The following is a 12,969-nucleotide window of genomic DNA, read 5'->3' on the forward strand; positions in this document are numbered from 1 at the left end:
AGCGCAGAAAAAGGCCCTCCTCACTGTCGTACTCAGCGTCACAAGCCCCGTCTCAAACATTCGGCTCTGCCCACGGAAGATGCGCTGGCCGGTCCACCGCGGGAGCGGATGGAAGGGGATCCATCGTAACTCGTCGATAATCGATCGGGTAGTTATCCGCTTAGCGGACGACGGATCGTGCGCTGCACGGCTCGAAGCCCCCTGGCTTCACCCGATCCGGTGGCCCTGCTGACGAGTGAAATACGTCACGAAAGAGTCTTGCGGGAATGCGCGCTCGATAATAAAGGACCGCCAGAAGCCCATGGAAAAGGACAAGGCAGGTGCGCCGACCTCCGCGGCCAGCGACGCGTACGCGACCATCGTCTTCGCGCTTGCGACGCCTGATCTAAAGATAGGGGCGGCTTCTAGCCGGCAGCCCGTGGCGGGACACGGGCAAGCAAAGGGGCCAACCCTTCCGCGAACGTCAGGTGGGCCAGAACCGCATCGCGCAGCGACGTATAGGGTAGGCCCGCGATCATGGCCGTCTGCACCACCGCCATGACTTCGCCTGCCTCTGGACCAACCATGGTGAAGCCAAGGATGCGGTCGTCGTCTGTTCCGACCAGCACTTTCATGAATCCGGCGACCTGATCGGTGGCCATGGTGCGCATGACCCGGGCCAACGGCAGCGTGGCCATGCGGACCTTTCGCCCTTCGCGCTGCGCATCCCGCTCGCGTAAACCGACGTGAGCGACTTGCGGTTCAATGAAGACGACGTTAGGCACCAGGCGGCCATCCGTACGGCGGTTACCCCCGGCGAGGTTGTCGCGGACAATCCTGAAGTCATCGAAGGATGCATGCGTGAACTGGGGGCTGCCGGCGGCCTCACCGATCGCCCAGATATTCGGGAGGTTGGTTTTCAGCGCGCCATCGACCTGCACGTATCCGCGGTCGTCGACAGCGATGCGCGCGGCTTCGAGCCCAATGCCGGCAGTATTCGGAACACGTCCGACCGAGACCAGGATATCCGTCCCTTCGAGCATCCGGGGTCCGGAGGACAACTGTACGTAAGCCTGGATCTTTACCCCGGACCGGCCCTCGATACATGTGAGCCGTGCACCGACGAGGACCTCGATCCCGTCAGTTCGCAGTATGTTGAGTACTTCCTCCGCCACGTCCAGGTCTTCGTGGGCCAGCAACTGCGTGCCCTGTTCGACGATGGTCACCCTGCTGCCGAATCGCCGGAACGCCTGGGCCATTTCGATCCCGGTATATCCCCCGCCGAGCACGATGAGGTGCTCCGGGGCCCGGTCGAGCTCCAGTGCCTCGATGTGCGTCAAGGGTATGGCCGCGCGTAAACCCGGAACATCCGGTATGAGCGCGTGCGTGCCGACGTTGATCACGATCTTCTCCCCGCGCAGACGTCGGCTGCCGCCTTCGTTGAGCGTCACTTCCAATGTGTCGGAGGAAATGAAGGATCCCGTTCCCATGATCAGTTCAGCGCCACTCGCCTCGTACGCGGCGCGGTGCGCGGCGAGGTCGCGGTCGATCATGCCCTGCTTGCGCGCGAGTACCTTTGCCATGTCGACCGAGAAAGGTCCGGTGACGGTACCGAAATGACCGGCGTGACGTACGGTGGCGGCAACGTGTGCACTCCAGACTTCGTTTTTGCTCGGAAGGCACGCGACGGCGGGGCACGATCCCCCTATCCATTGACGCTCCACCACGGCGACGCGCTTACCAAGACTGGCGAGATGCCAGGCGAGCAGCTTACCGCCCTGGCCGCTGCCAAGGATCACCACGTCGAACGATTCTGTCTGATCCATAGTCCCATCCAGCTGAGGTCGATGATTGACAAGAGGAATTCCCTCCTGGTTTTCGATCTGAGCAGATGGCGGACGAAATGACTTCACCCCTTAGTGATCAATGTGCCACGCGATGGCCTCGCCGCGCCGATCGTTGGCACCCTCCAATCTGTGATGTGGCTCGCATCCTGCGATAGCGCCGACGTATTTTCAGAATTGTTCGATGTCCGAAGTTCTCAAGGCTTCCTAGGCTTACCTGCCTCGACATGGGAGTGGGCATGGCTGGGACCCGATCGACACGATTCCGTTGCTCGCGCCGCCACCGCTGGTGGGCGGCGCGCATGATTACCGTCTTTGGCGTGGGCATCGCCGCGCTAGCCTCCTGCCAGCGATTCACGCCGGCGTCCGCCGATCCGCGCGCGCTCGTCGAGGCGTGCGGGATCGGCCTCGCCCCTGCCCTACAGTTCGCGCAGGGCCGCCGTTACGGGGAGTCGCGCGGCACGCAGTGCGGGGAAGAGGCCACCGACGAAACCGATCGCGAGAGCCCACTTGATGCCGGTCCATAACAAACCGGTACTCACATGGAAGCGAAACACCACCTGACTGAAGTTCGCTCCCAGCGTGGAGGCCGTGTAGCCGTTGAAGACGATCCACACGATGCCGGCACCGATGACGCCGCCGAGCAAGGCGAGCAGCATCGTCTCCAGCATCACAGACACCACCACGGGTATGCCGCGGAAGCCGATGGCGCGCAGCGTGGCGATCTCGCGGGCACGGGCCTGGATGGCTGCGAACATCGTATTGAGTGCGCCGAACACCGCACCGATCGCCATGATGATGCCGACGGTGATGCCCACCGCGCGCAGCACCTTGGTCAGGCCCTCGGACTGCTTTCCGAAGTATTCGCGGGTCGTGGTCACGTCGACCTTCAGGCGCGGGTCCGCGACCAGGCTGGCCTTGAACGCGTCGAAGGATGCCGGGGAATCCAGCAGCACGGTCACCGACTGCACGCTGCTGCCGCGGCGATAGGCCGAAGCGACACTCTGCGTGTCGCCCCAGAGTTCCGATTCGAGGGAATCGTTCGATTCGAACACGCCGACCACCGTCCAGGTCTGCCCCGCGAGACGGATGTTCTTGCCCACGTCGAGCCCTTCGAACTGCGCCAGCGCGCCCTTGCCGACGATCAGCTCGCGCAGGCCCGGCTTGAACTTGCGGCCCTGCACGATCTTCACCTGGTCGCGCAGGTTCCAGACATCCTCGCTCACGCCCCGGATGGGTACGTTGGAATCGCTGTCCGGTTCGCCCTTGCGCGGCAGGTTGGCCACCACCACGAGTTCACCCGAGGCGATCGGCTTGCCTTGCGCGTCCTTCTTCACGCCCGGCGCCTGGATCACCACGTTGGCGCTATCGCGATCGAGGATGGAATTGAGTTCCGCCTGCGAGCCGCCGCGCAGCACGATGGCCGTGCGGTCGTTGCCGGTGGAACGCAGCGTCTCGGCGAAGCCCTCGCTCATGGCAAGCATGGCCACGAGCACGCCCACCACGCCGGCGATGCCCACGACGACCACCGACGAGGAACCCAGCCGCTGGGTGACCGTGGCGAGGCCGACCTTCGTGACTTCCCAGGTCTGCTTGCCACGCCGGGTGACCGCCATCCAGATGGCGAGAGCTATCGCGAGGGCGACGATGCCCGGCCACGGCAAGGCGATCCAGATGGCGAGGAACACCGCCACGACCAGCACGGCGAGAAGACCGATAGCGAACTTCTTCAGGGATTTCATTGGCGTGTCTCCTCAGCGGCCGGCGAGCGCGTCGACGATGTTCAGGCGCATGGCGCGGATGGCGGGCAGCGCGCCGACGAGCGCACCGATGACCAGCATCAGCACGATGCCGAGGATCCATGTCTGCATGCCCAGCGGCGGCAGGTTGAGCATGCCGCCGCTACCCTTGGCCACGATCGGCACGACCACCGTCGCCAGGGCGAGGCCGAGGATGCCGCCGAGCAGCAGCAGGAGCATGCCCTCGGCAAGCACCATCCCCAGCACGCTGCGACTGGAGAAGCCGATGGTCTTCAGCACCGCCAGCTCGTTGGTACGCTCGCGCACCGCCTGGGCCATGGTGTTGCCGGTGAGCAGGATCAGGGTGAAGAAAACGGCGCCCATGATCGCCGACACGATCAGACCGATGTCGCCCAGCTGCTTCACGAACGAGGCGTTGAAGGCCTGCTCGGTCTGCGTCTTCGTCTCGTGGTCCGAGTTCGCCGAAAGCGCGTCGATGGCCTTCGCGACCGAGTCGGCCTTGTCGGCCGAGGTCAGCTGCACGACGTACCAGCCGACCGTTGTCCCCACGGTCTGGAAGGCGTTGGCGTCCTCGAAATACTTGTGGTGGAAGAAGAACTGCTGGTCGGTGCCGTTGGCCGCGCCCTTGGCCGGCTTGTAGATGCCGACGAGGTCGAACGGCCAGGTCTTGTCGCCGTTGCGCTGCGGGAAGATCGTCGACTGGAGGGGAATCTTGTCGCCCACCTTCCAGCCGTAGCGCTTCGCCAGCGCCTCGCCCACGATGGCGCCCGTGCGGGTGCTCTCGAAAGCCTTGCGTTGCCCGGGCGGCAGGACGATCTCATGGTAGATGTCCAGGTAGTTGTCGCTCACCGCGAAGCTCAGGACGAAGTTCTTCGGATCCTGGTAGATGCCGCCGAACCAATTCGCATAACCCACGCTCTTCACGCCAGGCACGGCCTGCATGCGCGTGGACAGGCTCGCCGGCAGCGACTGGATGATGGAATAACGCGAGGTGGTGAGCAGGCGGTCGACGCCGATCACGCTGTCCCCGCCCGACGAGAACGCCGAGCGCGTCGCGTCGAGCATGCCGAACAGCAGGAAGGCGGCAAGGATCGACACCAGGGTGAAGAAGGTGCGCGTCTTGCGCCGGAACAGCGCGGCCCAGATGAGGTGCAGGTATTTCATGCCGGCAGCCTCCGCGTCACGCCATGGCCTGCTCGACGAGGGTGCCCTTGTCGAGGTGGAGGATGTGGTTGGCGTACTCGGCGGCCTTCGGATCGTGGGTCACCATGACGATCGTCTTGCCGTGTTCCCGATTGAGTTCGCGCAGCAGGCCGAGGATATCTTCGGCGGACTGGCGGTCGAGGTCGCCGGTCGGCTCGTCGCACACGAGCAGGGTCGGATCGGAAACGATCGCGCGTGCGATCGCCACGCGCTGCTGCTGCCCGCCCGAGAGTTCCGACGGCTTGTGCGTCGCGCGGTCGGCGAGGCCCACCAGTTGCAACGCCACGGAAGCGTTCTGCTTGCGGTGGGCGCCGGACAGCTTCGTGAGGAGCAACGGCAGCTCCACGTTGCGCTGCGCGGTGAGCATCGGCATGAGGTTGTAGAACTGGAAGACGAAGCCGACGTGGGCCGCGCGCCACTTCGCCAGCGCCCCGGAGCCGAGCTGGTCGATGCGGTCGCCGCCGACGGTGATGCTGCCGCCGCTCGGTGTGTCGAGGCCACCGATGAGGTTGAGCAAGGTGGTCTTGCCCGAGCCCGACGGACCCATCAGCGCGAGGAAGTCGCCTTCCTCGATCTTGAGGTTCACGTTATGCAGGACCTCGACCTTCTGCCGGCCGCGCTCGTAGACCTTGGAAAGATCCTGGATGTCGATCAGGGTTGCCATGGTTCTGTCTCCGTGGATATCAGGGCGTGGCGGCGGCGCGAACAGCGGCGCCGTCGGCGAGGTCGGAAGGTGGCGAAACGATCACGGTGTCGCCCGCGGCGATGCCGTCGGTGACCAGCCGCAGCTCGCCGACGGGTTGGCGTGCCGCCTTCACCGGGCGCATCGCGGCCTTGCCGTCGGTGACGGTGTAGACCACGTCGCGGTCGTCGCGGCGGACAAGCGCGGTGGCCGGCACGAGTACGCCTTTCGGCGCGTTCGCCTGAAGCGGGGCGCGCCGTTCGAGGAAGGACACGCGCACGCCCATGTCGGGCACGATGCGGGCGTCTTTCTGTTCGATGGCCACGCGTACCTTCACCGTGGCCTTGCCGCGATCCGCGGCCGGCACGATCGCGATCACGTGCGCCGGAATGCGCCAGTCGGGATAGGCGTCGAGCACGGCTTCGGCAGGCATGTCGGGCTGTACTCGGCCGATGTAGGCCTCGTTGACGTCGACGTCGATCTCCAGCGAGTCCATGTCCACGATGGTGCCGACGCCCGTGCGGGTGAAGCCGCCGCCGGCGGACAGCGGCGAAACGATTTCGCCGACCTGCGCGGCCTTATCGGTGATCACGCCGTCGAAGGGCGCGCGCACCACCGTGTAATCGAGGTTGACCTGCCCGACGTTAACCTGCGCGTCGGCGGCATCGGCCTGGCGACGCGCCGTGTTCCATTGGGCGCGATACGTGTTGGCCTGGGTGCGGGTCTGTTCGGCCAGCTGGCGCGAGACCAGTCCACGGCCGACCAGCGCCTCCTGGCGATCCGCGTCGCGCCTGGCCTGCGCCAGCTGCGCCTCTGCCTGCACCACGCCGGCGTGCGCCGCCGCGGCGTTGGCGCGGGCGGATTCGAGGCTCGCGCGCAAGGCGTTGTCCTCGAGCCGGGCCAGGACCTGGCCCTTTTTCACCCGGTCGCCTTCCTCGATGAGGACCTCCACCAGGGTGCCGGTGATCTGCGCCGACACGGTCGCCTGGCGTCGCGCGGTGACGTAGCCCGTGGCCTGCAGCACCGCGCCAGCCTCGCTGTTGGCGCTCGGCGCGACGGCGGTGGTTGTCCGCACCTCGACGGGACGCCGGGCCAGGAAGGCCCACGTGCCGCCGGCGAGCGCCAGCACGATCAAGACGGCGGCGACCGCGATAAGCGCGTTACGGCCACCGCGGCTTCCCCCTCCGTCGTGCGATTCCCTGTTCGCCTTGTCGATCTTCAGCTGCCTGAGCAGCTCGGTGTTCGAAGTCATCGTCCCTCTTTCCCCAAGCCGCCTTTGCAGCAAGATCATGCGTCCCCGCGGCGACCGTGCACTACTTGCGGCCATCAGTCATCTGCCGTGACAGGTGTCACCTGCTAGTCTTGGGACATGAAAACCGTCATCCCTTCGCCGGCCCAGCCGAGCATCCCCGTCGCCGGTCGCGCCGAGCGCTTTCCCGTCCGCCGCGTCTTCTGCATCGGCCGCAATTACGCCGATCACGCCCGCGAAATGGGTGCCTCGGTGGACAAGACTAACCCGATGTTCTTCACGAAGCCCGCGGACGCCCTGGTGACCGACGGCGCCGAGGTGCCCTACCCGTCCGCCACCGCCGACCTGCACCACGAAGTGGAGATGGTGGTGGCCCTCGGCGCCGGCGGCTCGGACCTCTCCGTCGAAGAGGCCGCCAGGCTGGTCTGGGGCTACGGCGTAGGCCTCGACCTGACCCGCCGGGACCTGCAGGCGCAGGCCAAGGCCAAGGGCGCGCCGTGGGACGTCGCGAAGGCCTTCGACCATTCCGCGCCCGTATCCGCGCTGGTGCCCGCCGGGGAGGCCACGCTGTCGGCCGCCACCCGCATCGTGCTGGAGGTCAACGGCGAAGTCCGCCAGCAGGCCACGCTGGGCGACATGGTCCTCGACGTGCCGGAAATACTCAGCGCGCTCTCGCGTCTGTTCGCGCTGAAGGCCGGTGATATCGTCTACACGGGCACGCCGGCCGGCGTGGCCGCGCTGGCGCGGGGCGACCGCTTCCTCGCCACCCTGGAAGGCGTCGCCACGCTCGAGGGGCGCGTGGTCTGACTTCGCGAAGCACCGACATACGGATCGTTAGGTTCATACGTTCGCCGACAAGCCATGAGGAGAAGGGCCGATGAGCTTCATCGCGGAATTCAAGAAATTCGCACTGCGCGGCAATGTGGTCGACCTGGCGGTCGGCGTCGTGATCGGTGCCGCGTTCGGCAAGATCGTCACTTCGCTGGTGGAAAACATCATCATGCCGCCACTCGGATGGGCGATGGGCGGCATCGATTTCTCGGACTGGAAGTGGGTGCTGAAACCCGGCGATCCGGCCACCAAGACCGCCGAGGTCGCCATACAGTACGGCGTCTTCATCAACGTGCTGATCCAGTTCGTCATCGTCGCCTTCGCGATCTTCATCGTGGTCAAGGCGATCAACCGCCTCAGCCGCCGCGAAGAGGCTGCACCGGCGGCACCGCCGGCGGACGTGGCGCTGCTGACCGAGATCCGCGATCTCCTCAAACAGCAGAACCGCGCGCCCTGACCGTCTTCCCGCAGGCGCCGCTATCGCGGCGAGGGGAAGCCGCCTTGCCGCTTCATCGCTCCGTGGGCTTCTCGCCGCTATAGCGGCTCCTACGGAAGAGCAGGCCCGGAAGGAACCTTGTGGGAGCCGGCTGTGCCGGCGATCCCGCGGCAGCGGGCACGCGTACCGCGAGCCCCATCGCCGCTGAAGCGGCTCCCACAAAGACAGTTGCGCCTACGTTCCACTTCCGTGACTTCCGGCCTAGTCGTGGCCGGCGCCCAGGGCGCAATAATCGGTGTTTCCGTCCCCGGGGGTCACCGATGCGTCCTACGTTCCGTCTCCACGCGCTTGCCGCGTGCCTTGCGCTTGCCTTCTCCGCCCACGCCGCCGACAAGGCCACCACGATTCCCGCCAAGGCCGTCGCCGCCGCTACCGCACTGCGCGACCGGGCGATGAAGGACGACACCGGCTACGAATTCGTCACCGGCCTCACCACCGAAGTCGGCCCGCGCCTCGCCGGCAGCCCCGGCGATGCGCGTGGCGTCGCCTGGACGGTGTCGAAGTTCAAGGCCATGGGCTTCGACAAGGTTTACACCGAGAAGGTGAGCTACCCGCTGTGGGAGCGTCGCAGCGAACACGCCGAGATCGTCTCGCCCTTTCCGCAGCCGCTGGCCCTGACCGCGCTGGGCTACTCGGCCGGCACGCCGAAGGGCGGACTCGCCGCGCAGGTGGTCGGCTTCGACGACCTGGATGCGCTGAAGAAGGCCGATCCGGCGACGGTCAAGGGCAAGATCGTCTACGTCAGCACGCATATGCACCGGCAGAAGGACGGCCACGACTACCGCGACGGCTCGGCCACGCGCACCGCGGGCGCCGTGATCGCCGCGAAGATGGGCGCCGCCGCCTACCTCCTGCGTTCCGCCGGCACCGATCCGCACAGCCGCACGCCGCATACCGGCGTCACCGGGTTCCAGGATCCGAAGGAAGCGATTCCCGCCGCCGCCCTGTCACTGCCCGATGCCGACCAGCTCGAGCGCATCCTCAAGGAAGGCAAGCCCGTGACCGTGAAGCTCGACCTCGACGTCGGTGTCGTCGGTACTTACGAGGGCAGCAACGTCATCGCCGAGGTCACCGGCGCGAAGCATCCGGACCAGGTCGTCGCCATCGGCGGACACCTGGATTCGTGGGACCTCGGCACGGGCGCGATCGACGACGGTGCGGGCGTGGCCATCGCCGCGGCCGCCGCGAAGCTCATCAAGGACATGCCGCAGCGGCCGGATCGCAGCATCCGTGTCATCGCCTTCGCCAACGAGGAAATGGGCCTCTGGGGCGGTCGCGCCTACGCGGAAGCGCACGCCGGGGAGGTCTCGAGGTTCCAGCTCGGTACCGAGTCCGACTTCGGCGCGGGCCGCATCTGGCGCATGAGCGCGAGCGTGAAGCCGTCGGCGCGCGGCGCCATCGAGCAGATCGCGAAGGTGATCGAGCCGATCGGCGTGGCCTACGACGCGACCAAGCCCGGCGGCGGTGGCTCCGATCTCTCGCAGATGCACGCGAAAGGCATGGCCGCGCTGTCGCTCACCCAGGACGGCACCGACTACTTCGATTACCACCACAACGCCAACGACACGCTCGACAAGATCGATCCGAAGGCATTGGCGCAGAACGTGGCGGTGTATGCGACCTTCGCCTACATGGCCGCACAGGCCGACGGCGATTTCGGCTCGGCACCGGACGCGTTCAAGAACGACGGCGCGCACGACTGATACCGACATGTGGGAGCCGCAATAATCCTGTAGGAGCCGCTATAGCGGCGAGAAGCCAACGAAGCGGCGGAGCCGCGAGGCAGGTTCCCCTCGCCGCTATAGCGGCTCCTACAGCTAATGCACCGGGTTGGCCTCGAGCTCCTTCGCCGGCGCCAACCTGTCTTGCAGGCGGTTCATGTAGAGGTAGATCACCGGCGTGAGGTAGAGCGTCAGGATCTGCGATACCACGAGGCCGCCCACCACGGCGAGGCCGAGGGGACGGCGGGTTTCCGCGCCTGCGCCGATGCCCAGCGCGATCGGCAGCGTGCCCGCGAAGGCCGCCATCGTGGTCATCATGATCGGACGGAAACGCACGCGGCAAGCTTCGTAAATCGCGTCGAACGGTGCCATGCCTTCCTCACGCTGACGTTCGAGCGCGAAGTCGATCATCATGATCGCGTTCTTCTTCACGATACCCACCAGCATGATGATGCCGACGAAGGCGAACAGGTCCAGCGACGCGTTGAAGATCACCAGCGTGAGCAAGGCGCCGACCGCCGCGGCGGGAAGGCCGGAAAGAATCGTCAGCGGGTGGATGAAGCTTTCATAGAGGATGCCCAGCACCAGGTAGATGACGAACACGGCCAGCAGGAGCAGCAGGCCCATGCCCTTCACGGAATCCTGGAAGGCCTGCGCCGTGCCCTGCACCGCACCGCTGAGGGTCGGCGGCAGCTTCATTCCCGTCGTCGCGCGATCGATGCTCGCCACCGCGTCGCTGAGCGATACGCCCGGCGCCAGGTTGAACGACACCGTCACCGCGGGCAGCTGGCCCTGGTGGTTGACCGTGAGCACCTGCGGCTTGCGCTGGAAGCTCGCCACCGTGTTCAGCGGAATGAGCTTGCCGCTGTCCGCGGTCACATAGAGCCGCGACAGGACGGCGGGATCGTCCTGCATGTGGCGCTCGACCTGCAGGATCACCCAGTACTGCGTCGCCGCCCCGTAGATGGTGGAGATCTGGTTCTCGCCGAACGCCGTGCCGAGTGCCGTCTGCACCTGGTCCATCGTGAGCCCCAGCGGCGCCAGCTTGTCGCGGTTCACCGTGACCACGATGGACGGGCTGTTGAGGTCGAGGTCGGTGGTGACGTCCTGGAAACCCGGCAGTTTCTGGAACGCGTCCACGAGTTTTCCCGACCATTCGTAGAGGGCATGCAGGTCGGTGGACTGCACGGTGTACTGGTACTGCGCCTTCGACTGGCGGCCTCCGACCTGGATCGCCGGCGGATTCTGGATGTACGTGCGGATGCCCGGCACGTCGGCGAACTTGCGCCGCAGCTCCTGGATGATCTCGTCGGGCGTGGCATGGCCGCGTTCGCCGGGCGGCTTCAGGCGGAGCAGCATGGAGCCGGCGTTCGCCGTGGCGCGCGGCCCGCCCGCGCCGACGCTCGACATGACGGCTTCGATGTTCGGATCCTGCCGTGCGATCGAGGCGATCGCCTGCTGGCGCGCCGACATGGCCGCGAAGGAAATGTCGGTCGGACCTTCCGTCGTCACGCGCAGCTGGCCGCTGTCGCCTGCGGGAATGAAGTCCTTCGGCGTGATCGCGAACAGCAGGCCCGTCGCCGCGAGGCTGAGCGCGAACACGCCGATGACGACGCGCGGATGGCGCATGCACCAGGCAAGCGAGCGCGTATAGCCGCCGGACACGGCGGCAAAGCCGCGATCGAACCAGACCACGACGACACTGCGCTTTTCATGGTCGTGCGCCTTCACGAAGCGGCTGCACAGCATCGGCGTGAGCGTGATCGAGACGAAGCCCGAGATCAGGATCGACACGCTGATGACGACGGCGAATTCGTGGAACAGGCGCCCGACGATGCCGCCCATGAACATCACGGGGATGAACACGGCGACCAGCGACAGCGTCATGGAGAAGATGGTGAAACCGATCTCGCCCGCACCGATCACGGCCGCATCGAAGGGTTTCTCCCCCATTTCGATGTGACGCATGATGTTCTCGAGCATCACGATGGCGTCGTCGACCACGAAGCCCACCGCCAGCGTGAGCGCCAGCAGCGAGAGATTGTCGAGGCTGTAGCCGAGGGCGAACATGGCGCCGAACGTGCCGAGCACGGAAATCGGAAGCGCCACGGCTGGAATCAGCGTGGCCGAGGCGTTGCCGAGGAACAGGTAGATGACCAGCACCACGAGGATGCCCGCGAGCACGAGGGTGAACTGTACGTCGTGCACGGAATCGCGGATCGACGACGAGCGGTCGTACATCACGCTCAGCTTCACCGAGGGCGGCAGCGTGGCGGTGAAGCCCGGCAGCAGGCGCAGGATGTTGTCGACGGTTTCCACGGTGTTCGCGCCAGGCTGGCGCTGGATCGCCAGCGTGATCGAGCGTCCGCCGTTGAACCAGCTGGCCTTCTGGTCATCCTGCACGCTGTCGCGCGGCGTGGCGATGTCGGACAGGCGCACGGGCGCGCCGTTGCGGTAGGCGACGACCACCTGGCCGTAATCCGCCGCGCGCATCAGCTGGCCGTCCGACCGGATCGAGAGCAGCTGTCGCTTGCCGTTGAGCGAGCCGGTGGCCTTGTTCACGTTGGCCGCCGCGATGGCATCGCGCATCCGGTCCACGCCGATACCCGTGGCGGCGAGCCGGTCGGGGTCGACGGCGATGCGCACGGCGTACTTCTGCGACCCGTAGACATTCACCTGCGCCACGCCATCCACCATCGACAGCCGCTGGGCCAGCTCGGTTTCCGCGTAGTCGTCGACAGTGGACAGCGGCAGCGTCGACGACTGCATGGTGAGGTAGAGAATCGGCGCGTCGGCCGGGTTCACCTTGCGGTAGGTGGGCGGCGTGGGCATCTCGCGCGGCAGCTGGCGTGTCGCGGCGGAGATGGCCGCCTGCACGTCCTGTGCCGCGCCGTCGATGCTGCGATTCAGCGCGAAGGTGACCGTGATGGACGTCGAGCCCAGCGAACTGGAGGAAGTCATCGAATCGATGCCGGCGATGGTCGACAACTGCGCTTCGAGCGGAGTGGCCACCGACGATGCCATCGTCTCCGGCGACGCGCCGGGCAGGCTGGCGTTGATGTTGATCGTCGGAAAGTCGACGTTGGGCAGCTCGTTGACCGGTAGCTTCGGGTAGGCGGCGATGCCGAAGATGACCAGCGCCGACATCAGCAGCGTGGTCATCACGGGCCGGCGGATGCAGAGTTCCGGCAGGTTCATGGGCAG

At 66.3% G+C, this 12,969-nt stretch carries 9 protein-coding genes; 3 read left to right on the top strand and 6 right to left on the bottom strand.

Annotated features, from left to right (window positions below):
- Positions 1-404: 404 nt before the first annotated feature.
- The 5 genes from HBF32_RS11140 to HBF32_RS11160 form a co-directional block, all read right to left on the bottom strand.
- Positions 405-1,805: an FAD-dependent oxidoreductase gene (locus HBF32_RS11140; protein ID WP_166699693.1), complete on the bottom strand. Its 1,401-nt coding sequence runs from the start codon at positions 1,803-1,805 to the stop codon at positions 405-407.
- Positions 1,806-2,242: 437 nt separating this feature from the next.
- Positions 2,243-3,565 (bottom strand): ABC transporter permease, encoded by a 1,323-nt coding sequence (locus HBF32_RS11145; protein WP_193570353.1) that lies wholly within the window; start codon positions 3,563-3,565, stop codon positions 2,243-2,245.
- 12 nt (positions 3,566-3,577) lie between these two features.
- On the bottom strand, positions 3,578-4,747 hold the full coding sequence (locus HBF32_RS11150) for an ABC transporter permease (RefSeq protein ID WP_166699694.1): 1,170 nt from the start codon (positions 4,745-4,747) through the stop codon (positions 3,578-3,580).
- A gap of 16 nt (positions 4,748-4,763) precedes the next feature.
- The gene (locus HBF32_RS11155; RefSeq protein WP_166699695.1) at positions 4,764-5,450 is read right to left on the bottom strand and encodes an ABC transporter ATP-binding protein; all 687 of its coding nucleotides are present in this window, start codon (positions 5,448-5,450) and stop codon (positions 4,764-4,766) included.
- A gap of 19 nt (positions 5,451-5,469) precedes the next feature.
- Entirely contained in the window at positions 5,470-6,720 is a 1,251-nt protein-coding gene (locus HBF32_RS11160) for an efflux RND transporter periplasmic adaptor subunit (RefSeq protein WP_166699696.1), read from the bottom strand.
- 117 nt (positions 6,721-6,837) lie between these two features.
- Here HBF32_RS11160 and HBF32_RS11165 point away from each other — a divergent pair, with 117 nt between their 5' ends.
- From HBF32_RS11165 to HBF32_RS11175, 3 genes are all read left to right on the top strand, one after another.
- Positions 6,838-7,524, top strand: a complete 687-nt coding sequence (locus HBF32_RS11165) for a fumarylacetoacetate hydrolase family protein (protein ID WP_166699697.1) — start codon at positions 6,838-6,840, stop codon at positions 7,522-7,524.
- Positions 7,525-7,594: 70 nt separating this feature from the next.
- Positions 7,595-8,005, top strand: coding sequence for a large-conductance mechanosensitive channel protein MscL (gene mscL / locus HBF32_RS11170; RefSeq protein ID WP_166699698.1), 411 nt, complete (start codon positions 7,595-7,597; stop codon positions 8,003-8,005).
- Between the two features lie 299 nt (positions 8,006-8,304).
- Positions 8,305-9,747 carry a M20/M25/M40 family metallo-hydrolase gene (locus HBF32_RS11175; RefSeq protein WP_166699699.1) on the top strand — a complete coding sequence of 481 codons (1,443 nt, stop codon included), beginning with the start codon at positions 8,305-8,307 and terminating at the stop codon, positions 9,745-9,747.
- Positions 9,748-9,861: 114 nt separating this feature from the next.
- Here the strand turns inward: HBF32_RS11175 and HBF32_RS11180 are convergent, their stop codons facing one another.
- The gene (locus HBF32_RS11180; protein WP_166699700.1) at positions 9,862-12,963 is read right to left on the bottom strand and encodes an efflux RND transporter permease subunit; all 3,102 of its coding nucleotides are present in this window, start codon (positions 12,961-12,963) and stop codon (positions 9,862-9,864) included.
- Positions 12,964-12,969 lie beyond the last annotated feature (6 nt).

The organism is Luteibacter yeojuensis (assembly GCF_011742875.1).
GTDB classification, from domain to species: domain Bacteria; phylum Pseudomonadota; class Gammaproteobacteria; order Xanthomonadales; family Rhodanobacteraceae; genus Luteibacter; species Luteibacter yeojuensis.

Coding starts and splice junctions, on each gene's coding strand:
- HBF32_RS11140 (WP_166699693.1), bottom strand. CDS start 1,805: ATGGATCAGACAGAATCGTTCGACGTGGTGATCCTTGGCAGCGGCCAG.
- HBF32_RS11145 (WP_193570353.1), bottom strand. CDS start 3,565: ATGAAATCCCTGAAGAAGTTCGCTATCGGTCTTCTCGCCGTGCTGGTC.
- HBF32_RS11150 (WP_166699694.1), bottom strand. CDS start 4,747: ATGAAATACCTGCACCTCATCTGGGCCGCGCTGTTCCGGCGCAAGACG.
- HBF32_RS11155 (WP_166699695.1), bottom strand. CDS start 5,450: ATGGCAACCCTGATCGACATCCAGGATCTTTCCAAGGTCTACGAGCGC.
- HBF32_RS11160 (WP_166699696.1), bottom strand. CDS start 6,720: ATGACTTCGAACACCGAGCTGCTCAGGCAGCTGAAGATCGACAAGGCG.
- HBF32_RS11165 (WP_166699697.1), top strand. CDS start 6,838: ATGAAAACCGTCATCCCTTCGCCGGCCCAGCCGAGCATCCCCGTCGCC.
- mscL (WP_166699698.1), top strand. CDS start 7,595: ATGAGCTTCATCGCGGAATTCAAGAAATTCGCACTGCGCGGCAATGTG.
- HBF32_RS11175 (WP_166699699.1), top strand. CDS start 8,305: ATGCGTCCTACGTTCCGTCTCCACGCGCTTGCCGCGTGCCTTGCGCTT.
- HBF32_RS11180 (WP_166699700.1), bottom strand. CDS start 12,963: ATGAACCTGCCGGAACTCTGCATCCGCCGGCCCGTGATGACCACGCTG.